This is a genomic window from Streptomyces sp. 1222.5, from assembly GCF_900105245.1.
GTDB classification, from domain to species: domain Bacteria; phylum Actinomycetota; class Actinomycetes; order Streptomycetales; family Streptomycetaceae; genus Streptomyces; species Streptomyces albidocamelliae.
The window spans coordinates 37,345-61,633 of sequence record NZ_FNSZ01000001.1 but is presented as its reverse complement, the minus strand read 5'-3'; the positions used below and the strand labels follow the sequence as shown (position 1 = coordinate 61,633).

At 69.5% G+C, this 24,289-nt stretch carries 29 protein-coding genes and 2 pseudogenes; 15 read left to right on the top strand and 16 right to left on the bottom strand.

Annotated elements, in window-relative coordinates; genetic code table 11:
- Positions 1 to 76 precede the first annotated feature (76 nt).
- A pseudogene (locus tag BLW57_RS00335) lies at positions 77 to 274 on the top strand (IS701 family transposase); the annotation flags it as partial.
- 991 nt (positions 275 to 1,265) lie between these two features.
- Here the strand turns inward: BLW57_RS00335 and BLW57_RS40790 are convergent.
- Positions 1,266 to 1,748, bottom strand: coding sequence for a hypothetical protein (locus BLW57_RS40790; RefSeq protein WP_143051551.1), 483 nt, complete (start codon positions 1,746 to 1,748; stop codon positions 1,266 to 1,268).
- Positions 1,749 to 2,777: 1,029 nt separating this feature from the next.
- Here BLW57_RS40790 and BLW57_RS00325 point away from each other — a divergent pair.
- From BLW57_RS00325 to BLW57_RS41085, 4 genes are all read left to right on the top strand, one after another.
- A complete protein-coding gene (locus tag BLW57_RS00325; RefSeq protein WP_093471281.1) occupies positions 2,778 to 2,972 on the top strand; it encodes a zinc ribbon domain-containing protein in 195 nt (64 codons plus the stop codon).
- A 58-nt stretch (positions 2,973 to 3,030) separates the two neighbouring features.
- Positions 3,031 to 3,330: a hypothetical protein gene (locus BLW57_RS00320; RefSeq protein ID WP_093471280.1), complete on the top strand. Its 300-nt coding sequence runs from the start codon at positions 3,031 to 3,033 to the stop codon at positions 3,328 to 3,330.
- Between the two features lie 549 nt (positions 3,331 to 3,879).
- Complete coding sequence (locus BLW57_RS00315; protein WP_093471278.1) at positions 3,880 to 4,239, top strand: hypothetical protein; 360 nt, start codon at positions 3,880 to 3,882, stop codon at positions 4,237 to 4,239.
- Between the two features lie 58 nt (positions 4,240 to 4,297).
- Complete coding sequence (locus BLW57_RS41085) at positions 4,298 to 4,471, top strand: hypothetical protein (RefSeq protein WP_176985368.1); 174 nt, start codon at positions 4,298 to 4,300, stop codon at positions 4,469 to 4,471.
- 171 nt (positions 4,472 to 4,642) lie between these two features.
- Here BLW57_RS41085 and BLW57_RS00310 read toward each other — a convergent pair whose 3' ends face one another.
- From BLW57_RS00310 to BLW57_RS00300, 3 genes are all read right to left on the bottom strand, one after another.
- Positions 4,643 to 5,095, bottom strand: coding sequence for an RICIN domain-containing protein (locus BLW57_RS00310; protein ID WP_176985382.1), 453 nt, complete (start codon positions 5,093 to 5,095; stop codon positions 4,643 to 4,645).
- 213 nt (positions 5,096 to 5,308) lie between these two features.
- A complete protein-coding gene (locus BLW57_RS00305) occupies positions 5,309 to 5,746 on the bottom strand; it encodes a hypothetical protein (protein ID WP_093471275.1) in 438 nt (145 codons plus the stop codon).
- Between the two features lie 634 nt (positions 5,747 to 6,380).
- Complete coding sequence (locus BLW57_RS00300) at positions 6,381 to 6,740, bottom strand: peptidase inhibitor family I36 protein (protein ID WP_093471274.1); 360 nt, start codon at positions 6,738 to 6,740, stop codon at positions 6,381 to 6,383.
- 399 nt (positions 6,741 to 7,139) lie between these two features.
- Between BLW57_RS00300 and BLW57_RS41895 the strand changes: the two genes are divergently transcribed.
- The 3 genes and pseudogenes from BLW57_RS41895 to BLW57_RS00285 all read left to right on the top strand — a co-directional run.
- On the top strand, positions 7,140 to 7,391 hold the full coding sequence (locus tag BLW57_RS41895) for a hypothetical protein (RefSeq protein ID WP_256339303.1): 252 nt from the start codon (positions 7,140 to 7,142) through the stop codon (positions 7,389 to 7,391).
- A 501-nt stretch (positions 7,392 to 7,892) separates the two neighbouring features.
- Positions 7,893 to 8,312, top strand: a complete 420-nt coding sequence (locus tag BLW57_RS00290; protein WP_093471272.1) for a CBS domain-containing protein — start codon at positions 7,893 to 7,895, stop codon at positions 8,310 to 8,312.
- 315 nt (positions 8,313 to 8,627) lie between these two features.
- Positions 8,628 to 8,840, top strand: a pseudogene (locus BLW57_RS00285) (sigma factor-like helix-turn-helix DNA-binding protein); the annotation flags it as partial.
- Between the two features lie 131 nt (positions 8,841 to 8,971).
- Here BLW57_RS00285 and BLW57_RS00280 read toward each other — a convergent pair.
- From BLW57_RS00280 to BLW57_RS00265, 5 genes are all read right to left on the bottom strand, one after another.
- On the bottom strand, positions 8,972 to 9,580 hold the full coding sequence (locus tag BLW57_RS00280; protein ID WP_093471271.1) for an alkaline shock response membrane anchor protein AmaP: 609 nt from the start codon (positions 9,578 to 9,580) through the stop codon (positions 8,972 to 8,974).
- Between the two features lie 25 nt (positions 9,581 to 9,605).
- Positions 9,606 to 9,974, bottom strand: coding sequence for a DUF6286 domain-containing protein (locus tag BLW57_RS00275; protein WP_256339302.1), 369 nt, complete (start codon positions 9,972 to 9,974; stop codon positions 9,606 to 9,608).
- A 312-nt stretch (positions 9,975 to 10,286) separates the two neighbouring features.
- Positions 10,287 to 10,586: an Asp23/Gls24 family envelope stress response protein gene (locus BLW57_RS00270; protein WP_256339301.1), complete on the bottom strand. Its 300-nt coding sequence runs from the start codon at positions 10,584 to 10,586 to the stop codon at positions 10,287 to 10,289.
- 110 nt (positions 10,587 to 10,696) lie between these two features.
- The gene (locus BLW57_RS41080; protein WP_176985381.1) at positions 10,697 to 10,864 is read right to left on the bottom strand and encodes a hypothetical protein; all 168 of its coding nucleotides are present in this window, start codon (positions 10,862 to 10,864) and stop codon (positions 10,697 to 10,699) included.
- A gap of 82 nt (positions 10,865 to 10,946) precedes the next feature.
- The gene (locus BLW57_RS00265; RefSeq protein WP_093471268.1) at positions 10,947 to 11,429 is read right to left on the bottom strand and encodes an Asp23/Gls24 family envelope stress response protein; all 483 of its coding nucleotides are present in this window, start codon (positions 11,427 to 11,429) and stop codon (positions 10,947 to 10,949) included.
- Between the two features lie 158 nt (positions 11,430 to 11,587).
- On the opposite strand from BLW57_RS00265, the gene BLW57_RS00260 reads away from it, so the two are divergent.
- The 3 genes from BLW57_RS00260 to BLW57_RS00250 are packed head-to-tail and all read left to right on the top strand — an operon-like array spanning position 11,588 to position 13,163.
- Positions 11,588 to 12,163 carry an RNA polymerase sigma factor gene (locus tag BLW57_RS00260; protein WP_176985380.1) on the top strand — a complete coding sequence of 192 codons (576 nt, stop codon included), beginning with the start codon at positions 11,588 to 11,590 and terminating at the stop codon, positions 12,161 to 12,163.
- Positions 12,154 to 12,771: an Asp23/Gls24 family envelope stress response protein gene (locus BLW57_RS00255; RefSeq protein ID WP_093471266.1), complete on the top strand. Its 618-nt coding sequence runs from the start codon at positions 12,154 to 12,156 to the stop codon at positions 12,769 to 12,771. Before BLW57_RS00260 ends, BLW57_RS00255 begins: the two co-directional genes overlap by 10 nt.
- A complete protein-coding gene (locus BLW57_RS00250; RefSeq protein ID WP_093471265.1) occupies positions 12,771 to 13,163 on the top strand; it encodes a hypothetical protein in 393 nt (130 codons plus the stop codon). Before BLW57_RS00255 ends, BLW57_RS00250 begins: the two co-directional genes overlap by 1 nt.
- A 620-nt stretch (positions 13,164 to 13,783) precedes the next feature.
- Here BLW57_RS00250 and BLW57_RS00240 read toward each other — a convergent pair.
- A complete protein-coding gene (locus BLW57_RS00240) occupies positions 13,784 to 14,353 on the bottom strand; it encodes a hypothetical protein (RefSeq protein WP_093471262.1) in 570 nt (189 codons plus the stop codon).
- A gap of 879 nt (positions 14,354 to 15,232) precedes the next feature.
- On the bottom strand, positions 15,233 to 15,598 hold the full coding sequence (locus BLW57_RS00235) for an ANTAR domain-containing protein (RefSeq protein WP_256339300.1): 366 nt from the start codon (positions 15,596 to 15,598) through the stop codon (positions 15,233 to 15,235).
- Positions 15,599 to 16,435: 837 nt separating this feature from the next.
- Here BLW57_RS00235 and BLW57_RS41075 point away from each other — a divergent pair.
- Positions 16,436 to 16,789, top strand: a complete 354-nt coding sequence (locus BLW57_RS41075) for an STAS domain-containing protein (protein WP_176985379.1) — start codon at positions 16,436 to 16,438, stop codon at positions 16,787 to 16,789.
- 463 nt (positions 16,790 to 17,252) lie between these two features.
- On the opposite strand, the gene BLW57_RS00225 is transcribed toward BLW57_RS41075, so the two are convergent.
- Complete coding sequence (locus BLW57_RS00225) at positions 17,253 to 18,869, bottom strand: MFS transporter (protein WP_093480424.1); 1,617 nt, start codon at positions 18,867 to 18,869, stop codon at positions 17,253 to 17,255.
- Positions 18,870 to 18,880: 11 nt separating this feature from the next.
- On the bottom strand, positions 18,881 to 19,225 hold the full coding sequence (locus tag BLW57_RS00220; protein WP_093471259.1) for a hypothetical protein: 345 nt from the start codon (positions 19,223 to 19,225) through the stop codon (positions 18,881 to 18,883).
- 461 nt (positions 19,226 to 19,686) lie between these two features.
- Here BLW57_RS00220 and BLW57_RS00215 point away from each other — a divergent pair, with 461 nt between their 5' ends.
- Positions 19,687 to 19,890: a cold-shock protein gene (locus BLW57_RS00215; RefSeq protein WP_093471257.1), complete on the top strand. Its 204-nt coding sequence runs from the start codon at positions 19,687 to 19,689 to the stop codon at positions 19,888 to 19,890.
- Positions 19,891 to 20,034: 144 nt separating this feature from the next.
- Here the strand turns inward: BLW57_RS00215 and BLW57_RS41890 are convergent, their stop codons facing one another.
- The 3 genes from BLW57_RS41890 to BLW57_RS00205 form a co-directional block, all read right to left on the bottom strand.
- The gene (locus tag BLW57_RS41890) at positions 20,035 to 20,163 is read right to left on the bottom strand and encodes a hypothetical protein (protein ID WP_256339299.1); all 129 of its coding nucleotides are present in this window, start codon (positions 20,161 to 20,163) and stop codon (positions 20,035 to 20,037) included.
- Positions 20,164 to 20,736: 573 nt separating this feature from the next.
- Positions 20,737 to 21,447: a type 1 glutamine amidotransferase domain-containing protein gene (locus tag BLW57_RS00210; protein WP_093471256.1), complete on the bottom strand. Its 711-nt coding sequence runs from the start codon at positions 21,445 to 21,447 to the stop codon at positions 20,737 to 20,739.
- A gap of 431 nt (positions 21,448 to 21,878) precedes the next feature.
- Positions 21,879 to 22,097 (bottom strand): hypothetical protein, encoded by a 219-nt coding sequence (locus BLW57_RS00205; protein WP_093471254.1) that lies wholly within the window; start codon positions 22,095 to 22,097, stop codon positions 21,879 to 21,881.
- 117 nt (positions 22,098 to 22,214) lie between these two features.
- Between BLW57_RS00205 and BLW57_RS00200 the strand changes: the two genes are divergently transcribed.
- Together BLW57_RS00200 and BLW57_RS00195 are read left to right on the top strand one after the other, a co-directional pair.
- A complete protein-coding gene (locus tag BLW57_RS00200) occupies positions 22,215 to 22,814 on the top strand; it encodes a TetR/AcrR family transcriptional regulator (RefSeq protein ID WP_093471253.1) in 600 nt (199 codons plus the stop codon).
- 273 nt (positions 22,815 to 23,087) lie between these two features.
- Complete coding sequence (locus BLW57_RS00195; protein WP_093471251.1) at positions 23,088 to 24,047, top strand: NAD(P)H-quinone oxidoreductase; 960 nt, start codon at positions 23,088 to 23,090, stop codon at positions 24,045 to 24,047.
- The last annotated feature ends 242 nt before the right edge of the window (positions 24,048 to 24,289 follow it).

Sequence of the window (24,289 nt, the reverse complement as noted above, 5' to 3'; positions counted from 1 at the left end):
CAAGCCGGGCGCCGAGCACTTCTACGATCACGAGCCGACCGGCTGCTGGATGACCAACTTCCCCGCCACCACCCCGATCGCCGACCTGGTGCGATGGGCGAAGATGCGTTGGCGGAGCGGGCACGACTACCGCGAACTCAGACACAGCCTGAGACTGGACCACTTCGAAGGCCGCACCTGGCGCGGCTGGCACCACCACGTCACCCTCGTCACCGCCGCCCAGGCCTTCCTCACCCTCCGGCGGCGCGACCCAAAAGCCCAGATGCCGGCCTGACCCTCTACTAGGCCGTTTCCTTCAGATCATCCGATCGCTGGTTGACGTGTGTCGTTGGCTGACGCCCAGTGGGCCCGTATCGAGCCGTTGTTGCCGGACCGGACCCGGACGCGACGTGTCGCTCAAATGCAGTGCCCCCTCGGCGGGTATGGTCCTTCCTGGTCTCTTCCATCGAGGCTATGTCGGGGCGCGCTGCCGGGCACTGGAAGCGCGCCCCGTTCACGGCGTCGTGGACAACCTTCCGATCCGTCACTGGGTATCGGCAGACCAAGCCACCACACGGAACGGACCGAGCGAAGCCGGTAGCCAGATACGCCGCCGGCACCCGGCCCCCGGCACCAGCCGGCCCGCTGCTGCACCACTGCATCCAGCAGCACCACTGTCCTGGCGCGCACGGCTTTCGGCGGCAGGGGAGAGCTACCACAGCCACCCACCCGTCAGGTCAAGGGCGCGCAGCCGCCCGCTGGTAGTGAAGGGCGCCCATCTGGCGCCCTTGGCCTCGGTCCAGTAGGCCAAAGCCATCCCCGCGGGGTCATGCGCCGGGTTTTCGAGGCCTGATGTGAGGGCCGGCACTCAGGACGACGTGAGTGGCGCTCCTGCAGCGGCCCGCGGTTTCTCCCGGCGGGCATGTGGCCTGGGTCCCTGCGCCCTGACATCCGTGCCGCGGTCGTCCAAGGCCGGATCCGACTGCGTCGTCCACCCCAGCCCGATCGCAGGGGCGGGTTCACGCACGGTGGCGCGAATGGCCAGTTCAGGCGTCGTGGCTGGTCCATGCAGCTTGGAGCCCCGGTTGGTGATCACCGACCGGGGCTCTGACACTTTGTGACCGGCAGGCCGTGAGGGCCTCGATCACCTGACCGCGCCCAGTCGTGCCAGCTAGTGAGAACCGGCTGTCAACTCAGCCCTCTGAAAACGCCGCAGCAGGTTCCTGTGTCACACGGAACCTGGGGCCGGCTCGGCAGTCCGGTTGGGGGGTCCGCCTGTTGTCTGGTCACGGAGGCGTGGGCATCTGCGTGAAGGTGCACGGTACCGTGAGCGGTTCCGTTGCGGTGCAGACGCCCTGGAATACGCTGCCGGTCGCGGTCAGCACGCTGACATAGACCTCGTTGGCGCGCGTCGACAGTGTGGCGTCGACGACGTTAGTCGGGCCGCCCACGAACTGCCAGTCGCCCACAGGCTGAGGAGCCGAGGGCGGCGCCTCTCTGACCGTCAGGACGTACACCCGCCCGTCGCACACCACCGAGAGGTACTTGTCTGGATCCTGAACTGCCGAGTCGATGTCGAAGCATCCCGACGGCACTGGCGGGGGCTTCGGGCAGTCGTGGCCGTTGTCGCACCCGCCAACGGATGCGGTGCCTACGCCGGTGCCGTTCGCTGCCACGGGCTGCTTCGCAGCGTGTGCTGCTCCGACTCCGGCAAACGTCATGACGACTGCGGCGGCCAGCGAAGCGGCAACCCTGTGCTTTTCTTTCACCCTTATGTACTCCCTTCTCCATCAAAACGGGCTTATTCATGTTCATAGGGAAAACGCACTAATGTATGCCCGGGCATCTTCATTCATGTCGCGGCGCGCACGAGTTTTCACTCGCATGCATGCACGAGCGGCCAAGCCCGCTGAACACCAGCACCCGACACTGAAGGGGGCGGTCGGCGGCGATATACAGCGGACGGGGTCCCTGGATCGGCGGTCTGCTGGTCGACGTTGGAACGAGCTGTTCGACAGCCCCTGACGCCTGGGCAAGGTGATTCACTTGTCAGGAGCAGACGGCCCCTCGCGTGCACAGGGGCGGTTTCCCACGCCTCGCGCCAGTGCCGCTCACTGTCAGCACCGTCGTACCAGGAGGGACGCAGGCCACTACGAAGATCACGACCACCTTCGTGATCTTCGAGAGGACCTCCGCTCGCGTTTCCCTCGCCCCGACAGCCGCCCACGCCGCTGCCGCCTGGCGGCGCGCCGGGAGACGGTCTGCCCCCAGAAGATCCAGACCGGATGTTGCAGCATGCGCACCACACCCTCGGGCTCCATGCTGCGAGGCATCTCGGGAGCCACCTGCAACGCGGCAAAGCTGCACAGCAGGGCCAGCAGCTGCTATGGCGTCGTAAGCCTCACGACCGTGGGTGGGGCCCCCGCGGTCCATCTGAGCAAGCTCCCGGGCCGCGAACGTCGTCTTCATCTCCTCGACGAGAGGTCCAGGCGCGCGCAGGCCGGCACCGACTGAGGTGCTCAGCACGGTGTTCGGCATGGTCGGTTTGGGTCCCTTCGTCGTGCGGTGCTGTCGCTTGATGACCTCGTGCCGGGAACTCGTTGCGGAGGGGCAGATCGCGGGGATGTGGCGAGTGTTCGTCGGTGGGCCGGATGCGGTGGCTTCGGAAGATCGCCGAGGCACCCCGAACGGGGCGATGCGGCGACCAGATGTCCGATGATCACCGTCCGGAGCGGCCGGTGATTCCTCGAGCCGCGGGTACTCCGCAAGCATCACCGCCCACCCGACAAGGGAGAGCCATGACACGCAAGACCCGAGACGACGAGGGCAACCGGTTCTGCAAAGCCTGCGGCACGCCCGCCCAGAACGGAAAACTGTGCAGTCACTGCGGTGCCGTTCTGGACCTCCCGGACGATGCAGGCCTGATTGAGGATCAGGGTGCCGCGGTACGGCGTGACTTCGAGGGGCGCACCCGACAGCAGGAAAAAGGGTGAAGGGATCAGCACCCACCCCGGACAGCTGAACAGCAGGTACGGGGGTACACGGGCCGGCATGGCATCCACGACTGATCGCATCAAGTCCCAGCGGGCCGTGCGGCAGCTGCGCCGGGTCCGCGCCTTCTACGCGGTGGGCGTCCTGGTGTGGGCGGCATCGACCGCCTGGACCGGCTGGCAGAGCCTGGGGAGTCGGCAGATGTGGGTATCCGCCCTCCTCCTGGCCGTCTTCACCGGCCTGTTTCTCACCACCACCGTGTGGCTTCAGCGCCTCCAGGCGGCGAGGGCAGCCTCGGCGGGCCCTGCGCACCATGCCGTACCACGCCGGACGACCAGGCCCCGGCACGCGCACGCCTGATCTCCCGCGTAGCCGAAGGCGAGGGATGGTCTGCCGGCGCTCGCGGCGAAGCAGGGCAGTGGTGCCGGCTGATCAGGCGTGAGGACTTGGCACCCGCAGGAGGAGGAAGTCCGTGTACGGCTCGGAGGCTGAACCCTAGAGTGGAGAAGAGCAGTGCGTGTCCTGATTGAGTAGGTGAGGAAGCGTTGAAACAGGCTTTCTACCACTTAGCGGCGATCGTGACGGCCGCCTTGATCACGCTGGGTGTCCTGTGGGCCGCCGGGAAGATCCACATTCCCGTCAGCCATGGAAACCCAGCGCGGCCTTCCGATCCCTGGAACGACCCCTTCTGGCCCCCTGCAAACCCCGCACCGCCGCCACCGCCGCCTGTCCAGCCGCCACCGGTCTACCGGTAGCCCTCACAGACCTGGCCACCCCCCTCCACGAGGCACGCGCCCCACCGCGGCATATCGTCTGCCCACAGTCACGAAAACGGGGGCAGGAATGAACCATCGGTTGGCAGCCACAGTCCTCCTCTGCCTCGGCACAGGCCTTGTCACCGGATGCTCCATGGAACCGGAAGCGAAGGACGTCAGCCGCTCCGACCTCGTGGGCCACTGGCACGCCGGCGAGTCGTGCGACTCCTCTCTCGTGCTGGAGAAGGGTGGTTCGGCCCGGTGGAAACACTGGGCGACGGGTTACAGCGTGTGTGATGCCCGCATCACCGGCAGACAGGACGGTCAGGGGAGTTGGACGCTTGAGACCGTGAGGGGCAAGCAGTATTTCGAGGTGAAGAGAGGCAACACCTTCGAGCCGTTGACAGTGCTGCAGGGTGATGGCCGGCTGATCCTCCTCCAGATCCCGGGGGACGACCCGGACAACAGCATCGGGTGCCGTTTCGAGCAAGTCGACAACCAGAAAACCAACTGACCCCCCGGGCAGGCCCTTGACGAACGGCGAGCGGCTGGTTGTGCGTACGCGAGCGGGGATGGCGCTGTTCAGGCCGGCGTTGATCGTTCCGACGGCGGAGGCGCAGGGCGCTGACGCGATGCTCGTCGGCTCATTCCCGACGGACGACGGACGCGGCTGGATCGCTCTTGGGCGTCAGGACGCGTACAGCAGCATCGGGATCTCGGTGTACGCGGTCTCCGCCAACCGCTGATTACCCAGCCCGTCTGCTGTGCCCCGCCCCTCCGAGGGGCGGGGCACAGTACTGTCCGGGGCGGCTGACCTTCCCGGACCTCAGCATGACGCCGCTCCGGGCCCCGGGTTCTGCCCCGGTGCCATTCCTCGCCGGACTGGCTGACCGGCGGGGTGGGGCTCCGCCCGACGCCTAGTAGGTCGTCGTCCAACGCTGGGAGTCACCTCCGGTGCACGTCGCGGTCGAGACGCGATCGTTTGCCGTCCGCGCGAGGCACTTTCGGCTGACGAGGTTCCTGATCAGCATGGGTTGTGTCTCATCGATCTGCCACATCGCCGCATCGTCGGCGGCGGAGCAGGGCTTCATGGTGAGTTGGCCATTGCGCAGCGTCAGGCAGAGCCCGGTCGCCTGCTGCCGCAACGCGGTGTACTCGTAGTCGTCGTTCCAGTACCACCGCTGATAGCTGGTGTGATTGCAGTTGAAGATGTATGGGCCGTAGTCGGCCCGGAAGTCCAGGCAACCCCGGTGGTCGGCAGCCTGGTTCCTGAAACCGGAGGTGCGGGGTACGGCAACAGCCGGTGCACTACTCAGGCCCACTGCGAGTGCGACAACCGCTCCGACGGCGGCAAGCCTCGGCACAAGCATGGATTCCCCTTCACTTGACTTCACTTGACGTTTTCCGCCGGCGCGACGCTGGCGGCCCGTGTTCCACGGCGTGCTCAGAGCGAGTACACCCCGCACGTTCTCCCCTCCGGGGACCATCGCCACGCGCCACCATCGGACGTTTCCTCTCCTTGGCGCGTCGCGTTCACCGTGCCGGGGCGGCGTGGCTCGTCGGCGCTCTGGGGCTCTGCCGCCTCAGGCCTTGGCGGTGCGTCGGGCGGCTGCGGCGCGGGTGCGGGCGATGTCGGTGGGGTGGATGCCGTAGCCGGCGGGATCGAGGCTGATCAGGCGGCGGTGCAGGCGGCGTATGCGCAGTGCCAGGTCGAGGTGGAGGCGGGGGCGCTGGTCGCGGACTTCGGCGACGGTGCGTGAGCTGACGTCCAGGCGTCGGGCGAGTGTGGTGGCGGGCCATCCGGCGCGTGCCAGGTCGGCCAGCAGGCGGGATGCTTCGGTGGCGTCGGTCAGGCCGGGGGCGGTGGGGGAGCGGCGAGTGGGGAGAGGGATGCCCAGTATGGCGTCGGCGGTTGTGCGGGCGATGTCCCCGGCCGTCAGGCTTTGTGCCGGGGTGCGCAGGAGGCGGCGGACCAGGGTGACGGACAGGCCGGCTCGGTCGGCGATGTCCTGTGCGGACATGCCCTGCTCGCGCAGCCGGCCGGCCCACCGTGCGGCGGCACGGGGGGCAACGCGTGCGGACAGACCACGCAGGCGGTCCTGGCCGCGTTGGCGGCGCGCACGCACTGCGGCCTGGCGGCACTCGGGGCGGGTGCAGCCGTAGTCGGCGCACGATGCCTGGCCGTGACGGACGGACGACCGCCGCGGCCGACGCTGCACGAGCGGCACGGCGGTGGAAGCGGACTGCTGTCCAAGAGGTGGCATGGTGATTCCTGCTGCAAGTTCGGTGTGCTGGCTCACGCTACGCGCCCCCACCGACAGAGCGGCCTTGCCGCTGACGGCTTTTGGCCTGGGGGGGCGGACTGGGCACGCCCGGCCCTGCACGGCGAAGACTGGCCACCGCCCGCGCACCTGCAGCGCCCTTCCACGACGGTCGGGCACAGACCTGCCGTCTGTACGGTTCGGCCGGGTGGGGCCTTGCAGACAGCGTGATGGCCCCTCGGCACCGACGATACCTCCAAGGCGCTTGCTGGCGAACGGCTGGTGCTCGCGGGGCGGTGTAGCGCTGCCCGCCCCTGCGGCAGGACCGGGTCGGGGGCGTGCCGCATCGTGTGCTGGCCGAAGATGGGGAGGGCGCTACACGAGCGTTGGGGGATCAGCAGGTGGTGCCGACGCCGTCGACCCTGCCGCCGAAGTCCGTGGTGTAGTTGATGCGATAGTCGCCCTTGTGAACCAGGCGGGTCTCCTTGGGCTGCCAGTTGATGAGGCAGCCGTCGGTGTTGGCCACGAAGGAGCCCACGTGATCGTGCAGTGCCTCGGGCAGGTCGTGGTAGCCGCTGTTGGCGGTCCATTCCCAGCTGGAACCGCCGAAGTTGGAGCCGGTGTAGAAGCAGATCGAGCCGCCCGGGCAGCCGGGGATCAGTCTGCCGGGCTGTGCCGCGATGGCGTTTGTGCCGGGAATGACGGTGGCTGCCAGGGCCAACGCTGCGGCGGCTGACCAAACAGGCAGACGCATGCGGTCTCCTCCAGGAAGATGATCAAGGGGTGACCGAGTCTTACGGCCTGGGCGTTTTGGCCATACCGCCGAACGAGTGAGCACCAGTGCGATGGGCTTCCGCTGGGCGTCCCCGGCCTCACCCGACTTCACCGTGATCCAGCTTGGCAGCCCCAGTGGTCGTGATCTTCGTAGCGGCCTGCGTGTGCCGCGCGCCAGGGAACCGGCCGCAGCACCGCCCGATAGAGAGCGGGAGTGGTCCGCGGGGCTTCAGCGATCTTCGAGAGGACCTCCGCTCGTGCGCTTCGTCCGCGCCGCCGTCCTGGCCGCTGGGGTGGCGCTCACTGCTCTCCTTGCCCCGACAGCCGCCCACGCCGCGCCTGCCCCACCGCCACTCCCGCCGCCGCGCCCGGGGAGAGCGTGACCCTGCCCGTGCAGGACGCCCTTGCCCAGCTCCCGGTCCGTGTCGAGGACCGCACCGGCCACGTCCGCACCGCGTTCAAGCACTGGGTGGACGCTGACAAGGACGGCTGCAACACCCGTGCCGAGGTCCTCAAGGCCGAAGCCGTCATCGCGCCCGAGCAGATCAACCGCTGCTCCTTGGTCGGGGGTTCCCGGTACTCGCCCTACGACGACCGCTACATCGAGGGCCCAACCACCTGGTCCCGCTAGCCGGGGGCGGCGGCACGGTCGTCGCCACCGTGCCGCCTGAACTCACCATCCCGCCGCTCGTGCGGCACCGTCCGAGTTCCCCTTCCCTCAGCGCTGACGCCTGCCTCGCATGGGCCACTGCCCTCCGTCCCTTCGTTGCAGGCCCGGCAAATGCCTCACGAGGCCCGGGCCCCAGGGCACCGTTCAGAAGCCGCAAGTCCGTGCGAGTGCAGCGGCTGCCGTGCGGCCCCCGCGACCTGTCGGCTCACGGTCCGACGTCGCGCTCTCAGTCCGGAGGTCTACGGCCGGGGCAGCGCCGCGGGGCGTTGACGCCTGAACTCGGTACTCGTGCGTCGGCGGGCGCCCGCTTGGGTGCGGCGCTGTGCGGAACCGCAGGCCGCAAGGTCGTAGCCGCTCTCGGTCATCGGATTCTGAGCCCCCCCGTCGGGTGCAGGGGGGCATGGGTCGGGTACCCGGCCGTCGTAGCCCAGTGGGCACCAGCTCTCACCCTAGGGAGGAGTCATGACTCAGCATGTGCGGGACATCATGACCAGCCAGCTGGTGACGGTCGAGCCGCAGGCGTCGGTGACGGCGGTGGCACAGAAGATGCGCGACGAGGACATCGGTATCGTGCTGGTCATCGAGGGCGACGATCTGCGGGGCCTGGTCAGTGACCGGGACCTCGTCGTGCGTGCGCTTGCCGAGGGCGGTGACCCGGACGAGAAGACTGTGGCCTCCGCCTGCAGCGACGATCTTGTCACCGTCACCCCGGACGAGGACCTCGACCGTGCCGTGGAGCTGATGCGTGAGCATTCCATCCGCCGCCTTCCGGTCGTCGAGGAGGGGCATGCGGTCGGCATCGTCTCCATCGGCGACCTTGCGATCGAACGCGATGCACGCTCGGCACTCGGCGACATCAGCGCCGCCCGACCCAACCTGTAGGACAGCGCGGGGAACGCCGGCATCTGCCCGCGGCGCACTTCCCGCGCGTGACGCCAGGGCCCGGTCCAGCCACCGGGCCTGGCTGCATGAGCGGTGGCTATCCGGCAAGGCTGTGCTGTGGTGGTGCGGAGGAGGCCTTCCGTGAACTGCCTGAGCCCCCCCAGCCCGTGGCGCGCCTCGTCCCGGAGCGTCCGCCGACTGTGTGCGCGTCTCCGGTGGGGGCTGACCCCGTTGGTCGGGCTGCGGCCGGGTGCGCCACGCGCCTGCCGCGCCGATCAGAGCGTCCGCCGTTCCGCTCCACTGGGCCGCAACCGCCAAAGAGGACTGCGCCGTCTTTCCGCGCGAGAACGGGCCCTCTTGTACATGCGCTTCTTCGAAGACATGACGCAAGCCCGTATAGCCGAACACTTCGGCGTCTCCCAGCTACACGTCTCGCGGATCATCAGCCGCGGCTGCGCCCGCATCCGCGATAGGGTTCCGGCTCCTCTCCCAGCGCCCCGCAGACACGGTGACACCCGGGGCGATTGAAGCGCCTGGGCGAGCACGCCGACTGCCGCACCACGTAAGCGTCGTCGGCCCTGGCAGCTGCGGGCAATACCCAGAAGCTGACAAAGGGACGGACGTACCTATTGCCCGAGCACTCCCACCAGGGCGTCGGCCTATGCCACCCGATGGGCCTTGTGGTGGGCGACGCGCAGGCGGGTCTCGGCGAACAGGTCGTCGCGGCCGGTGGACTGGCGGGCGTTGTCCAGGGGCCCTTCGCCCAGGGCCTTGAGAGCGGTGTCGGGTGCTGTCGCCGGCGTGAGGATGAGAGTGATGTCGGCCCGCGGGTGTGCCGGGCGCCCGGTGAGACGGACCTTCGCCCGGTCGATGCCTGGCAGGGCTCCGGCTTCTGCCTCAATGGCGTCGCCGAGCGCGCCGTGGCCGAGTTCAACGCCTTGCTGAGCGTGGCCTGCGCCGACAGGCACCCGGGAGGGTCGGCGTCGTCGGAGCTGGGCGAGCAGCCACCACAGGGCGAGCAGGGCGACAAGGGTGAGCGCGGCGATGACCGCGGGCCACCACCACCAGCCCTGGCTGCTCCAGCGGGCCCGGTCACCAGAACCGAGGAGGACGTCATCGGGGGCGGCCAGCGGCCAGCCGGCGGGCGGTGTCAGGTCAAATCGCCGGTACAGGTCGAGACCGGCGGCGATGATCAGCAACCCGCCGCCGAGCAGGATCAGGCCGGTGACGGCCAACAGGACTCGGTTGAGAACGGGTTGCGGCGTCATGGCACGCTCCGGTGCTGAGTGCTCATCAGGTGCTCCGGTGGCGGACGCGGACGACGATCCGCGGGGGATGGCAGAGAGCGAGCCGGTCGCGTTCGTCGTCCAGGACTGCGGCGAGGGCGGTCTTCACCTGCTGGGGGTCGCGGAAGTGGACATCGGCGCGTGCCAGGATGCGGTGCCGGCGCACACGGATGCGCGCCGTGCGCACGCCGGGCACCCGCAGCGCGGCATCACGCAGGAGCACGGCGGCGCCGTCCCGGTCCAGTTGGGCCCGCTGCTTTGCCGGGGAGCGCATCGGCATCAGATGCCGCAGGCCGGGGGTGAGCGCCACAACGAGCAGCCACAGGCCGATGACGGCCGCCAGGGCGGCTCCGGTGAGCATCCACGCATCGTCCACGGGACGAGTGGCAAGGGCGGCGGCCAGCTCCTGCCGCCAGGCTGCTGCCCGGCGTCCCGCCCGAACGGCGACGACATCGATCAGTGCCGCACCTGCCGCCACCAAGATCACACATGCGGCCGCGGCTGCCGGGAGCCGGCGCGCTGACCACGGGCGGTGGGTAGTGCGGCAGCTGTCCGGACCGCCTGGTGCCCTCTCGGGCGGCGCCGCGTGGCCTGCCGGCACGGCAGGGCCGGGGTCGTGGTTCATGCGGTCCTCCTTTGCCGACTTGCCGACTTGCCGACACCGCGCTGCGTGGCGGAGCGCGGTCGTTCACCGCACCCGCCTGCGGCCAGGATTGGGGGCCGTCACCAGCCGCCGGATGGTGAGGGTGACCTCGTCGACGCGCATCCCGGTCAGCTGGGCCACACGATCGGCGACGTCGTGCTGTATCTGCTCGCAGACGCGCGCGAGGTCGGTGGGGTAGGGCAGGTCCACGGCCAGGCGCAGGCGCACCGCTCCGGCGTGGCTGGCGACGGAGGCGCTGGGCGCCGCCCCTGGGACCCTGTCGGGCGGTATGGCCGCGCGGTGCCGCTGTGCCACACGGCCGGCCTCGGCAGCGATCCGGCCCACGACCTTGTCCGGAATGATGGTCGCACCCCGCTCGGCCGGTGGCGGCAGAGCGGAAGCGCGTGGGGGCCCGGCCCGGTCTCCTGGGGAGGCGGCTGGTTCGGGCAGGGCGTTCACCGTTGCCTCCGCGCTCGGAGGTCCAGGTCGCCCTGCAGGACCAGGCCGGCGATCAGACCGGCCGCGCCCAGGACCAGGACCAGCAGGAAGGCCCAGAAGCCCCCGAAGTATCCGGCGAAGCCCAGCGCCATACCGGCGACGAGGCCCGTGGTGGCTGTGTTCATGACTCACTCATCCGTCTCCGGCGCGCAGCTGCCGCCGCTGAGCCCCGCCCGCACCAGACGGGCAGGCGATCACCCAAGGGGGTCACCTCACGCGCCCCTCCTGGCCGTCGGACTCCTCTTCCTCGTCGGGCAGGTGGACGTCGTCGACGGCGATGTTCACCTCGACGACCTCCAGCCCGGTCATCCGCTCCACCGCAGTGATCACGTTGGTACGCACGTCGCCGGCGATGTCGACGATGGAGACGCCGTACTCGACGACGACGTCGAGGTCCACCGCGGCCTGCCTTTCGCCGACCTCGACCTTCACGCCCTGGGTGACACCGCTGCCTGTGCCCGGGACCCGCTCGCGCACCGCGCCGAGCGCCCGGGCCATCCCCCCGCCGAGCTTGTGAATGCCGGGAACTTCGCGGCCGGCCATACCGGCGATCTTGGCCACCACGCTGTCCGCGATGGTGGTCCTGCCCCGTGTCCCTGCTGGAGTTCCCGCTCCGGTCCTGCCTTGCAACGCGCTTTCACTCCCACCGGCTCGGCTGTCTCGGCCGGTGGCGATGCTGTTGTCCGTCATGGCGGATCGCCTCGATCGGTCGTCGTGCCTCCGCGCGAGGCCCGTCAAGAGGGTTGGACGACCCGGCTGGCGTACTCCTCACACCCGCTGGGTGTGATGTGCATCACATTGGAAGGGGTGGGTAGGCGACAGTCCCGGAAGCCGTGAGCCGAGGCGGCATGGACGAGCGGACTGGACCTGCACTGCTGGATAGCGACCTGCCGGACGGTGTGCTGACCGTGCGGGCCGCCGAAGGGGACGAGGACGCCTTCGCTGTCCTCGTCCGCCGGCACAGCCGCCCGCTTCTCACCCTGGCGTACTACATGCTGGGTAGCGCCCAGGACGCTGAAGACGCCGTCCAGGACGCCTTCGTCAGCGCTTGGCGGCGCTTGCCCGACTACCACCACCGGGCGGAGTTCCGCACCTGGATGTACCGGATCACCGTCAACCGCTGCCTGACCATGCGCCGTCGCCGACGACCCACCTTCCCCCTGGACGCCGCTACCGAGCCGGCGGCGGACAACGACTGGAGTTCGCCCGCTGGGGCCGCCGAGCAGGAGGCGGCCGCAGCCGCCCTGGTCTGCGCACTCGGTGAACTCGAGGCCGGCCAGCGGCTGTGCTGGATCCTGCGGGAACTCCAGGGCCTGTCGTACGAGGAGATCGCCCATGTGACACATAGCAGTGAGCCCACGGTGCGCGGCAGACTGTTCAGGGCGCGCCAACTGCTGAAGGAGGCGATGGCCTCATGGCGGTAGACGACCCCCTCGCGAGGGACGAGGAACTGACCTGCGGCCGACTGCTCAGCCAGGTCTGGGACCAGGCGCTCGACCCAGCACCAGCGGACGACCCGCACACCATGACGTGCCCATTCTGCGGCGAGGCCATCGCGTCACTGGCCACGCTCAAGGCGGCGACGCGGACCCTGAGAGGCCGAGCACCGGCCCATCTGCAGGCACTCATCCGACGCGTCATGAGCGCCGTCAAGGCAGAGGCCCGGCTAGGACGGATGCTGCCCCTGGCCGACCCGGACCGGGATCTGCGCATCGCAGAGAGCGCCGCGGCGACAGTGCTGCGCCGAGCCGCCGACGACGTCCCCGGGGTGCAGGCCGCGGCCTGCCGACTGACCCCCGCAGACGACGATGACGGGACGAAACGTGTGGTGGTGACGCTGACCTTGGCTGCCGGACTCGACCGCCCACTGCCGGATCGCATCGACGAGGTACGCCGATCGGTCCTGCACGCCGCCGAGCACACCATCGGTCTGCAGGTGACGGCTGTCGACATCACCGTGACCGACCTCCTGGACCCCTCCCCGTCCCCCGGCCCCACCGAATCCGGGCCGCACACTCCCGGCGGCACGTGATGGCCGACACCCGTACGGCCGCTCTTCTCACGGCAGCGGCAGAGGCGACGGTCGCGGTCCCCGGCGTGGCCGGTCTGCAGCCAGGCCTCGTCCACCGCCTCACCGAGGCCGTCCGCCCCGTGCTGCCACAGACGCTCACCGAGCACGCACCGTCCGGGGCAGGCGTGCGCGCCGAGCATGCGCCAGACGGCTCGGGATGGCACATAAAAGTGCGCTGCGCGGTGGCCGAAGGGAACTGTGTGCTGGACGCTGCCCGCCGTGTCCACGAGCAGGTTCGGTCCGCCGTCCTGTCCCACCTTGCCGAGCACAGCGCACCGGAAGCGTTGGCCGTGACCGTCACCGTGACCCGTGTCGAGGCCTGCCACCATGAGCGAGCGCCCCACGGGCTGTGACCGCCGCTCGGCGCTGCTCGCTCGATCGAGGCCGCGGTGCACCGCCTCACTCCGGGGCCGTCCGCGTGGGTGAGCGGGTGGGGTCGCTAACCGTCGGAGCTGGTGTTCGAGGGGTCGATGGCGGCGATGGGGGTGGAAGGAGAAGACCTGGCTGATGCCGGTGGTGTCGAGCATCCGCTGGGCTTGGGGGCTGGGAGCGATCAAGGCCGCTTTCCCGCTCGCGTCGCCGACTGCCTGCCTCACCTTGAGGCTGACCGTCGCGGCCACGGCTGAAGGGCAGACATCGATGCCTAGCGCTTTCCTCGGTGTCGGCCCGTCTGGACCAGCTGGCGACGGCGAGGGGCACGCACCGGCCCTCTCCATCGCGCAGTGACAGATCGCCCTACCCGGCATTGACTGCTTCCGTTCCAGTACAGCCAGCTCTCCCATGGGTCCGGGGCGTGCCGTCGCAGCCATCGCCACCCCTTGAGCAAACAGCCGCGTACGTCGCCTACGCCCTCGCCGCATTCCGCACGTCCAGAGGAAGGCGGGCTCCGGCCCTACTGCGGTCGGCTGACGGCCGGCGAGCGTTCCCTCCCGTTGCGGCGCAGCCCTGTCGTGGCAGTGCTGCTTGCTGACGCTCAGTGGATGAGCGGGGCGGTGGACCGGGCGTGGTCCCACATGCCGCGGAGTTGTTCGAGGGGCCGCTGTTGTTCGCCCTGCAGGGCGTTGAGGACCACCAGGCATCCGGTGAGGGCGGGCACCGCCCATTGCACGCAGGCGAGGCGGCGCTGGGCTTTTTCGGTGTCGATGGGGTGCTGGGCCGCCTTCTCGAGGTCGTGGGGGTCGACGGAGGTGGCGAGGTCGATCTTCTTGCCGAGGATGCGTGCGTAGGCGGTGGCGGCCAGCGCCGTCGCGGTGACGACCGTCTTCGCCGCGGAGGAGGCGGCCACGCCTTTCTGCTTGGCGAGGCGGTGGGCGTTGACGGCGAGCAGGCCGCCGCCGCCGTACAGGTGGGCGCCGATCGCGGCGGCACTGACCGGCATCCACTTGGTCCACCCGGCCGACGCGATGCGCGCTGTGGCCGCATCCGTGGCGCCTTCCTGGCGTGCCGCGCCGTTGAGGCCGGCCGCACCCATCAGGGAGCCGCCGAACCATGCCGCCAGACCCAGATCGTGCAGGCTGCGGATGACGGTATGGCGTCCGGGCATGATGGTGCTCCTTCGGTGGGGCAGAGGGCGGAGAGGTCGAGACTCTGTCCACCGTCACCCGGCCACGAGCCGGCCGCTATCACTGGTGACCCGGACGGGCGCATCTCAGACCGTCGATCGCCTCACCTCGATGGAAGAGAGCCCGGCGCCGACCGTTGCCTCGGCAGGAGCCGGCACTGCCGACCTTTCTCGCATCGGCGGCCGCTACGGCCCAGATGCTCGGCTACGGGCCCGGCCGCCCGACAGGGCATGTACGCAATCGTTCTTATCCCCGTTCTACGCATTTGGGGGCAAAGTGGGTGAGCTGAATCGGTTCTCGCAGGTCGAGGCGTCGCAGGGCAGGAATGGGATGGTGTGCATGGACGACGGTGAGCTTTGTCGGCATCTGGTGGCCCGTGAGGTGGAAGGGCCCGGCGGGCAGCCGGCCTGGGTACACGGCTTTCCGTGCGGCAAGCCCGCGCTGGTACGGCTGCCCGGCCGAGAAGCTTGTGCCGATCACGTCACGATCGCCACGGACGTGACCAGTTGCCTTTAGCCGGTGCACGACTGTCGGCGAGATGGAGGGACGGTTTCCGGAGGCGGTTGGCCTACCCAGGGCCTGGGACAGGAAGGGTGAGGGCCCGAGGCGGGACGCGGTATTCCGGGCCCTCACGAGGGTTCGCGTATCCCCGGGGGGTGGGATGTTCATGGCGCGAATGCTGTGCTCAACGATCCGTGCGGGCGGGGGTCACGTGGTGGGTTCGGCCGGGGGTGGTGGGTACTCGCCGTGTGGTGGCAGGTTGCGGATCCGCGGCGGCACGGCAGCGATGACCGTGTCGCCGCGCGCGTGTGCGAGGCAGGCGCCCGGCCGGCTGAGCCGGCGCTGTCGAGCGCGGCCAGTCAGTCGATCGAAGTGCCCTGGTTGCCCGCGTGGAGGCGTAGGGCTTCGCCGAGTGCTTCCTTGATCGGTTCGGGGAGTGGCTGATGGGTGCGTGCCCAGGTGGTGACGGCGTCGGCGACGGTGTGGAGTTTGGTGTTGGCGAGCTGGGAGGCGGTGCGGAGCACGGTGAAGCCGGTGTCGGGGCTGATCTGGTGCAGGCAGATGAGCACGCCGATGGCCTGGTCGACGCTGGCGTGGGAGGCGACGGCCTGGCGGAGCTGGGCGACTTCCTCTTCCATCCGGGCCACGTATTCCTCGCGGCCCGCCATCGCGGGGTGCGGGCGGCCGTTACGCGGGCGTAAGGGGTTGTTCGGCTGGGAGGTCATGGGGGGGTAGGTCCTCGGCGGTGGGCGGCTGGGGCTACTTCGTGCCTGCCCCGGGCGGGGCGGAAACATCCCGGCCGGCCTCCGGGCCGGCTCTCCATGGGCAGCACACCGAGGGGTGAAGTCGGCGTCGCGCCGGGCTGGGGTCCTGGGAAGGCAACCGGGCCTCGGCGGCGGCTGAGCACCCGGCGCGCCGTTCCATGCGAGTGTTTTCATTATGGAGCTGATCAGCGGTCTCCGCCCTGCTCAGCAGTCTCCGACGGCCACAGGTGGCGGGTGAAGCCGGGGTGCGGGCCATGGCAGGACACGCGGGACCGCTCGTCCCTGCGCAGGGGTGTGAGCCTGGTGGGCAAGGGCATATGCGTAAATGCCGCAGTAGCGGCGAATCAGGTGAAAAAGGCGGCACGGAGTGACGGCCGTGCCGCCGCTTGTGCGGGGTAGAACGGGGGACGTGACGACCGTCGGGGTCCGGGGGCACTGCCGGCCACTCCAGGGGGAGCGCTTGGATTTAACGCTCTTACTCTGGCATGGCCAGCGGCTTTCCACCCGCACGCGACACCCGTCAGGGGCCTGGGCCGGTCTCAGGGCCAAGGACGGCGGCGGCGTTCTTGTCCGGATGCCGGGGTGGCCCCGCGCCGCGTCCGTCAGGTGGGGCCACCCCGGTGGGCGCCCGTGCGTGGTGTGCCCGGTCACGACCTAGACGCCAGGCGGTGGGTGCGGCGCGCGGTGGACAGCCAGGTGGGCCGCAGCGTCGTCCGGTCACCGCGGCGGCCGGGTGGACATCGCGGTACCTGGGGTACTCCGGCGACAGCACGGGAGCATCAGCAGAGGAGAAAGGCTGTGCTCAAGCCGCTCGACATCCAGGTCCGACAGCCGGCACCCGATCACTGCGTGGTGACCGTCGCCGGTGAGCTGGACGTGGTCACGGCCGCCGAACTGCGCCACGCTCTGCAGCAGGCCGTCACGACCTTTCCGCGCACGGTTGTGGACCTGGCGGGCGTCCCGTTCTGCGACTGCACCGGCCTGAGCGCCCTGATGGCCGCCAACCGCCGCGCCAAAGAACGAGGCGCCGTCCTCCGCCTGCGCTGCGTGCCCTGCGCCGTGGCCTGGCTGCTGCACCTGACCCACACCCGCGACGCCTTCGTCATCGAACAGGCGCCCGGGACGAGGTGTGCGCGAGCAGCAGGTGCTTAACGGCTCGCGGCCGCACGCGCCCGGCACCGATACCCGGGCCGCTGCGAGAGCCGGGGTACGGCGGGGGCGCGGCAGGGGCCCGGCTCACGACACGTCCTTCTTGCCGGGGATCGAGGGCGCGCGGGTGTGGGACGGTGGAGGGACAACGAGACCGGCCGACCGCCTCTTTCGGGCGATGTCGGCCTTTTGGGGAGCCGGGCGTTGACCCCCTCTCGGGCACCCGGTCCCCGCCATCGTCGTTCACCCCCCTTGACGCTCGGAGGGTGTTGCGCCTTTGGGCTCATCAACCCCCGGAAAGGGGGGGGCAACGCCTGATATCGACGAGGGGGCCGTCCGGCGGCGCCCCGAGCAGCTCTGCCTCAGCGAGGCCGGCTGCGCCTGGAATCGCACTTGCCCGGCAGTGAAGGAAGCCGAGCGGGACCCCGGGCGGCAGGATCCGCGCTGATCATGCCGCTACCAGCCCTTACCCCGTGGCCCCGCCGGGTTGGGTGCTGGGGATCCGGTGGGTGAAGAACAACGAGATGAGGGCGCTGAGCGCGAGGATGGCCAGTGCGGCGCGCAGGCCGTCGAGTCTGGCCGCGGCGTTCGCGTCGAGCGCGGCGTTGGTCACGTCCGCGCTGGCGCCGGCGTCGGCCAGGGCGGTTTTGAGCTGGGCGTCGGACAGGAAGGGCACGCCGCTCTGGAGCTGTGTGTCCGCCTGGCCCTTAACAGGGTCCGGGACCGCCGGATTCTGTTCGATGCTGGTCAGGAACGATGTGGTCAGCGTGGCGATCATGATCGACCCCGCGAGTGCCGTACCGATCGAGGCCCCGAGGTTGGTAACGGAGTTCTGGATGCCGCCGACCTCCGCGCTGTGCTCGTCGGGTTCCGCCGATACGGTGACAGAGCCGAGCTGGGAGGCCAGGGCGCCCATGCCCAGCCCGATCAGGAGCAGGGGAATGGTGACGATCTCCGGGCCGGCATGGGCGTCGAGCGCGGCCATCAGGACCACCGCCCCCGCGAACATCGCGACGACGCCGACCCGTACGACTCGCCGCGGTGAGACGTTCGGGAGGAGGCGCGGGATCAGGACCGCGGCAGCCAGCAGAGTCAGGGAGAGCGGCAGGATACGCGCACCGGTCTGGAGCGCCGACAGGCCGAGCGCGACCGACAGGTAGAGCGGTACGACGAAGAACACACCCATCTGTACGAGGTACTGGAAGAAGAACATGGTCAGGCCGCCCGTCAGCTGCTTGTTCTCCAGCAGCACCGGGTCCACGAGCGGCTCCCTGCCCCGCTTGACCAGCCGGGCCTCCCAGCGCAGGAAGCTCCAGATCAGGAACAGGCCCGCCAGGACGAGCCACACGACCGGCGAGACGCCAAGCCACGACGGGGCGCCGAGATTCGGCCGGAACCAGCCCCACTCCCCCGAGCGCAGGACACCGAACACGAAGATGCCGAGCCCCAGGGCGGAGAGCACGGCACCGATGAGATCGACGCGCGGCCTCTGGGCGGGCGCCGCGTCGGCGACCCGGCGGGCGAGCACCAGGATGGCGAGCACCAGCACCACTTCCCCAGCGAACACCCACCGCCAGGAAAAGTACGTCGTCGCCACGCCTCCGATGAGCGGCCCCAACGCGATCGCCACGGCCCCGGCGGCGGCGACGAGACCGTAGGCGGCTGGCCTTCGCTGCGTGGAGAAATTGCCGGCGACGAGCGCCACGATCGCGGGCAGGATCAGTGCGGCGCCGACGCCCTCGAGGAACGACCAGCCGACCAGGAGAACCGTCAGGTTCGGGGCGAGCGCCGTGGTCAGTGACCCACAGCCGTAGATGGCGCAGCCGATCATGAAGGCCCGCTTGCGGCCGATCAGAGCGCCGACCTTGCCGCCGGGGATCATGAGCATCGCCATCACGAGCGTGTAGGCAGTGATGGCGCCCTGGATCCCGGACACGGTCGTGCCCACGTCGTCGGCCACGCTCGCGATCGACACGTTCATGACGGAACTGTCGAGCGCCATCAGAAACTGACCTGCCGCGAGCGTCAGCAACACGACCCACAGAGTGGCCGAATTCCCGGGCGCGTCCACTTTGGGGATCATGAATCGCATTGTCACAACCGGCACGAAGAACCGGCGTAGCGACCCACCAAAGGATCCTCCGGTTGACAGTCGCCGCCATTCCGCGCAGAAAAGGGTGAAGCCCAGAGGGCCTGGTGACCGCGAACCTTCAGGGCCATACCGCGGCCGTCGTAGAAGAAGTTGTAGATCAGGCCTCCGTAGCCGGGGGGCACGGTTCCGCCCGTGGTGGACGGTGCGTAGAAGTCGGAGGCGGCGAGGAGCTTGCCCGTGCGGGCGTCACGCCACTGGATCTGATTCTGGTGGTTGAGGCCCTTCGGACCGGCAGTGAACTTCGTGGGGTCGGTTTCCTCGGACCGGGCGTTGGCGTTGACGAACACCCGCTTGTCAGGAGGGCCGATCAGCGTGATGTAGCTGTTGCTTCGCTGCTTAATCTGCTAGGTGGCCGCCCCGGAAGTCGATGGCTGAAGCGGTGCCCTGACCGAAGTCCATGACGTAGATCCGGTGGGTGGTCCGAGGAGCCCCGGGACGGGCGGGCTTCTAGCGTTGCTCGGGCATAACCGCATAAGGGAGGCGTCGCCAGCCACTGACTGGGCCTTCGTGAGACGTTGGCACGCATGCGGCACGTCGGGGCAACACGCCACGATGACCGGAACCGCGTGGCCGAGCCTCACCAGCCGGTGTAGCGTCGTGACCAGCAGTCGTGGTTCCGAAGTCCCGTTCGCCCGTGATCGCAATCGCGGGCGTTTTTGCTGTTCGACAGCCTCTCCGGACCAGGGCGATCACCTCCGGGTCCCGCACGGTGCGAGACCCGATACGAGTCCTTTCGAAGGAGACAGGCATGGCCAAGGGCACTGTGAAGTGGTTCAACGCGGAAAAGGGCTTCGGCTTCATCGAGCAGGAGGGTGGCGGCCCCGACGTCTTCGCCCACTACTCGAACATCGCCACCCAGGGCTTCCGTGAGCTTCAGGAGGGCCAGAAGGTCGAGTTCGACGTTACGCAGGGCCAGAAGGGCCCGCAGGCGGAGAACATCCGCCCCCTGTAACGAGGGAACAGGGAAGAGGCCCCAGCCGGAACGCACCACCGGCTGGGGCCTCTTCGCTCTTACCCGCCCCGCCAGAGTTTCCGGTCCTCCGACGGGGCGGGCGCTCGAGGGCGGCCGGCCAAGGGGACAGCCGCCGTGCTGCTGTTAGGGCTTGGGCGGGATGACGAACCCCCGCACGGGCCTTTTCTGCTGCGGATGCCTGGACGCCGGCTGCTGCGCGCGCTTCCACGCCGCCACCAGGTTCGCGTGCCGGGGATCGATCCACTCGGACATGCGGCCTTCCTTCACCCGGGAGGCTAAACCACGCCGCCGGGATTCGGCCGCGGGGTGATGACGATCGTGCAGCCCGGGGCGTGCTGGCACTTCGCCGCGACCGACACGAGGGTGTCGTCCGACGGCGGCCCCCACAGCTCCGAGTCCGCGACCCAGCCCAGTCCCGCGATCTCGCAGAATGCACGCGTTCACGCTCCGGGCGCGGCCCGTACGGCGAACCGTCCAACAGGCCCGTCACTCCCGTGTGTTCCTGCCAGGTGCCGCCGGTGGCCGTCTCGGCCATGGCTGCTTCCGGCAGAACTCGGGCGGGCGGCCGGTCAGCCGCCGCGGGCACGCGCCCGCGAGGACCAGCCGTCGCGCAGGACCTCTGCCCGCGGGAGATCGAGGAGGTGCTGCTGCCCCATCCCGCCGTGAGCATGGCGGCCGTGATCGGCGTGCCTTGAACAACCAGGCTGCCGTCGCGCGCACTGTATCCGGAGGTGGCCTCCGAGGTCGCCCCCGGCTCACGCGGTTGATGACGCTGTGCCTGACCGGGGCCGAGGCGGCCTCGCCGACGGCAGTCCCTCCGCCGAACTAGCGCGCCGGATCAGCCGTATCGGCCACCAGTCGCTTGGCCAGTCGCTCGGAAGAAGTGGGGTTCTGGCCGGTGTACACATTGCGGTCGACCACCACGAACGGGAGCAGGGGCAGGCGCGCCTTGACGTAATCCGCACCGCCCTCGCGCAGGCGGTCCTCGAGGAACCAGGGAGCCTTGCGGCCGAAGCTGTTGAGCTTTTCCTCGGTGTTGGAGAGGCCGGTCATCCGGTAGCCGGCGAATGGCCATGTCCCGTCCTCGTTCTTGGCAGCCAGCGTGGCGGCCGGCGCGTGGCACAGGAGTGCCAGCGGCTTGCCGGAGCGGAGGACGTGGGTGAGCAGTGCGCCCGAGACCGGGTCGTAGGCCAGATCCTCCATGGGGCCGTGTCCACCGGGGTAGAACACCACGTCGAACTGGTCCGGGTTGACGTTCTCCAATGCCTCGGGGCTCTCCAGCCGGCTCTGGATCGAGTCCAGATACCTGGCGACCTCGCGCAGCTTGGACGGGAGGCCGGCGGTGCGGGACATGCTGAGCCGGTCCAGTGTCGGGGCCTTTCCGCCCGGGGTGGCGATCGTGACGTCCCACCCTGCCTCGCTGAAGATCTTGTGCGGCATGGCCAGTTCCTCACCCCAGAACCCTGAGGGGTGCTTCGTTCCGTCGTTCAGCGTCCAGTGATCCGCTGCGGACACGACGAAAAGGACCGTGGTCATCTGCGCCTCTCCCTTCTGTGGTGGTGACGGATCCCAGTGGCCGGGTCGGTGGGACGTGACGTCACGGGCGGGTACCTGCTCGCCGACCCGCTGTGAAGGCCGATCTTCGAGCTATGTATGCATTGCTTACATGAGCCTATGGGGCAATGCAGGCAGTGTCAACATTCCCTCCCGTGTCGGGGCGTGAGGCGCGGGGCGCCGGGGACGTGGGCAGGGCGTTGGCCGGGCGCGCCCGGTGGGCCCGGCCCGGCGCGGGCGAGACCTTCCTGCGTGAGCTTCGTTCGGCAGGAGGGGCTGAGAGGAAGGCCGTTGGGGCCCGTGTGCGGCGGTTGCGCCCTGCGGGGGTGCGCTGACGATGGGTCGGGGGAGTTCCGTCCTTGGGGGGTGCCGTCATCGGTAGCGGCCGGTCCATTGGCCGCACGACTGGACACTCACGTGCCCGAGACGTGGAGTGAGTGAGCGTGACCGGCAGGGTGGGTGTTGGGCGTGGGCCGGCTTCCGCGGGCGATGCGGCGCATCTGGTGGCGGACCTGTGCCATGCCGGCAGCCGAGGCGAGGGCGTACAGACCGGACAACTCCTCGTCCGGGAGCTGGCCGTCGCCGGCCATGTTCTCCTCCATGGCCGCCTTGGCGATCCGGTTGCCCAGCACCTACCCGGAGCGCAGGGACTCATCCGAGTTCCCCTCTCGATCTCGATCGCATACAATGTATGCAGCGTTCACATTTGGTAACGATGTAAGCAACGTAGACATGAGGGAGTGTGACCCATGCCTCAAGCGGGCGGTACGTATCACCACGGCGATCTGCGCGCCGCCTGCCTGCGCGCCGCGCGGGAACTGCTCGAGGAGGACGGCAGCGCCGCGCTGTCGCTGCGGGCCGTGGCGCGGCGAGCCGGCGTGTCACCGGCGGCCCCCTACCGCCACTACGCGGACCGCGACGCGCTCGTCTCCGCGGTCGCCGCACAGGGCTACCGCGAGCTCGCCGAGTACCTGGTCGCGGCGCGCCCCTCGCCCACGACTCCCGACGAGCTCGCGGCGGTCGCCGTCGCCTACGTGCGCTTCGCGCTCGAGCGCCCGGCGCTGTTCCGGGTGATGTTCGCCGAGCCCTGCGATCCGAACAGTGAGGAACGGGTCGCCGCGACCGCCGCGATCTCGGAATACGTCCGCGGCATCGTCCGCGGCGCCTTCCCGGGCGCCGACGCGGAGGCGCTGTCGACCACGGTGTGGGCACTCGTCCACGGCCTGGCGTTCCTGCACCTCGACGGCAAGCTCGACACCTCGACCCCCGAGGTGGTCGCCGACCAGGTCCGCACCGCCGTCCACGCCCTGTTCACCGCCCCCGCGGCACTGCCACAGGCGAGGGCGTAGCGGGTCGCGTGACGGGCTCGCCGGATCTTGCCCATCCGGGGCTTGGGCAGGCAATGTTGACACTGCATACTCCCGCTCTCTAATGTATGCGATGCAAACATTGGGCTCCCGGGCATTCCCGGCGCGAGCTGCCATCCAGCCCCTCCCGCGGTGGGATGTGCCCGACGTCGCGGCGGACCTTCGGTGCCGGCCCTTCCGGTAAGGACATGCCGCGAGCAACCCGTCCCGGACGTCCGCGGCGAGCCCCTGTCCCAGTCATGTGAACGGAGCATCATGAAGGCGGTATCGATCAAGGAACCCGGCGGCCCCGAGGTCCTGGAATGGATCGAGGTCGAGGACCCGCTTCCCGCAGTGGGCGAAGTGGTGATCGATGTGGTGGCCAGTGCCCTGAACCGGGCGGACATCATGCAGCGGTGGGGTCTCTACCCGCTGCCGCCGGGGGCATCGCCGTATCCGGGGCTGGAGGTCTCTGGCCGGATCAGTGGCGTCGGCGAGGGAGTGACCGGTCGGCAGGTGGGCGACGAGGTGTGCGCGTTGCTGACGGGAGGGGGCTACGCGCAGAAGGTCGCTGTTCCGGCGGGACAGTTGCTCACGGTACCCAGGGGAATCAGCCTGGTCGAGGCCGCGGGCCTGCCCGAAGCGGTCGCCACGGTGTGGTCCAACGTCGTCATGACTGCTGGGCTGAAGAAGGGCGAGACCCTCCTCGTGCACGGTGGAGCCGGAGGAGTCGGTTCCTTGGCGATCCAGATCGCCAAGGAACTGGGTGCACGTGTCGTCACCACCGTCGGCGGACCCGAGAAGGTCGCGCGGGCACGGGAACTGGGCGCCGATGTGGCGATCGACTACCGCACGCAGGACTTCGCCGAATACGGCCCGTACGACGTGATCCTCGACGTCATCGGCGGCGACTACCTCGAACGCAACGTCCGTTCCCTCGCCGCCGACGGACGCCTCGTCGTCATCGGCCTGCAGAACGGCCTGGAGGCCAACCTCAACCTGGCCGAGCTGGTGTTCAAGCGTCTCTCCGTGCACGGCACCACCCTGCGCACCCGGTCCAAGGAGCAGAAGGCGACCATCGTCGCCGAGGTGCAGAAGAACGTCTGGCCGATGATCGAGAGCGGAGCCGTGCAACTCGTCATCGACCAGACCGTGCCCATGGCCGAGGCCGCCGAGGCGCACCGGCTCATGGAGGCCGGTGGGCACCTCGGCAAGATCCTGCTGGTGAACAGCTAGAGCGCAGCGCAGAAGGCTGTGACCGGGCGGGCTGAGCCGGACTTTAACCGTGTTCAGCCAGGGAGGGGGGCTGCGCGATCGTGGTCACGGCCGGCGATCGGCGCCCTCCCCGCATCGGATCGCGCCCACAGCGTGGGGGAGTTTTGTTCCGCGAGGTCCCCCCGCCGTGATGGGTGCGGGAAGCCATGGGGCGCCGCTCAGGCGAGTTGAGGCCGCCTCGACATAGCTCGCCCGGTCGGCGA

Excerpts from the sequence above, each read along its gene's own strand:
- BLW57_RS41085 (WP_176985368.1), top strand. The coding sequence starts at position 4,298 with ATGGCGCTGTTCAGGCCGGCGTTGATCGTTCCGACGGCGGAGGCGCAG.
- BLW57_RS00300 (WP_093471274.1), bottom strand. The coding sequence starts at position 6,740 with ATGCGTCTGCCTGTTTGGTCAGCCGCCGCAGCGTTGGCCCTGGCAGCC.
- BLW57_RS41080 (WP_176985381.1), bottom strand. The coding sequence starts at position 10,864 with ATGAACACAGCCACCACGGGCCTCGTCGCCGGTATGGCGCTGGGCTTC.
- BLW57_RS00210 (WP_093471256.1), bottom strand. The coding sequence starts at position 21,447 with ATGACCACGGTCCTTTTCGTCGTGTCCGCAGCGGATCACTGGACGCTG.
- BLW57_RS00280 (WP_093471271.1), bottom strand. The coding sequence starts at position 9,580 with ATGACGCCGCAACCCGTTCTCAACCGAGTCCTGTTGGCCGTCACCGGC.
- BLW57_RS00265 (WP_093471268.1), bottom strand. The coding sequence starts at position 11,429 with ATGACGGACAACAGCATCGCCACCGGCCGAGACAGCCGAGCCGGTGGG.
- BLW57_RS00240 (WP_093471262.1), bottom strand. The coding sequence starts at position 14,353 with ATGCCCGGACGCCATACCGTCATCCGCAGCCTGCACGATCTGGGTCTG.
- BLW57_RS00200 (WP_093471253.1), top strand. The coding sequence starts at position 22,215 with ATGCCTCAAGCGGGCGGTACGTATCACCACGGCGATCTGCGCGCCGCC.
- BLW57_RS00320 (WP_093471280.1), top strand. The coding sequence starts at position 3,031 with ATGGCATCCACGACTGATCGCATCAAGTCCCAGCGGGCCGTGCGGCAG.
- BLW57_RS00235 (WP_256339300.1), bottom strand. The coding sequence starts at position 15,598 with ATGACCTCCCAGCCGAACAACCCCTTACGCCCGCGTAACGGCCGCCCG.
- BLW57_RS00195 (WP_093471251.1), top strand. The coding sequence starts at position 23,088 with ATGAAGGCGGTATCGATCAAGGAACCCGGCGGCCCCGAGGTCCTGGAA.
- BLW57_RS00250 (WP_093471265.1), top strand. The coding sequence starts at position 12,771 with ATGGCCGACACCCGTACGGCCGCTCTTCTCACGGCAGCGGCAGAGGCG.
- BLW57_RS00215 (WP_093471257.1), top strand. The coding sequence starts at position 19,687 with ATGGCCAAGGGCACTGTGAAGTGGTTCAACGCGGAAAAGGGCTTCGGC.
- BLW57_RS00315 (WP_093471278.1), top strand. The coding sequence starts at position 3,880 with ATGGAACCGGAAGCGAAGGACGTCAGCCGCTCCGACCTCGTGGGCCAC.
- BLW57_RS00255 (WP_093471266.1), top strand. The coding sequence starts at position 12,154 with ATGGCGGTAGACGACCCCCTCGCGAGGGACGAGGAACTGACCTGCGGC.
- BLW57_RS00260 (WP_176985380.1), top strand. The coding sequence starts at position 11,588 with ATGGACGAGCGGACTGGACCTGCACTGCTGGATAGCGACCTGCCGGAC.
- BLW57_RS00225 (WP_093480424.1), bottom strand. The coding sequence starts at position 18,869 with ATGATCCCCAAAGTGGACGCGCCCGGGAATTCGGCCACTCTGTGGGTC.
- BLW57_RS00310 (WP_176985382.1), bottom strand. The coding sequence starts at position 5,095 with ATGCTTGTGCCGAGGCTTGCCGCCGTCGGAGCGGTTGTCGCACTCGCA.
- BLW57_RS41890 (WP_256339299.1), bottom strand. The coding sequence starts at position 20,163 with ATGTCCGAGTGGATCGATCCCCGGCACGCGAACCTGGTGGCGGCGTGG.
- BLW57_RS00305 (WP_093471275.1), bottom strand. The coding sequence starts at position 5,746 with ATGTCCGCACAGGACATCGCCGACCGAGCCGGCCTGTCCGTCACCCTG.
- BLW57_RS00325 (WP_093471281.1), top strand. The coding sequence starts at position 2,778 with ATGACACGCAAGACCCGAGACGACGAGGGCAACCGGTTCTGCAAAGCC.
- BLW57_RS00290 (WP_093471272.1), top strand. The coding sequence starts at position 7,893 with ATGACTCAGCATGTGCGGGACATCATGACCAGCCAGCTGGTGACGGTC.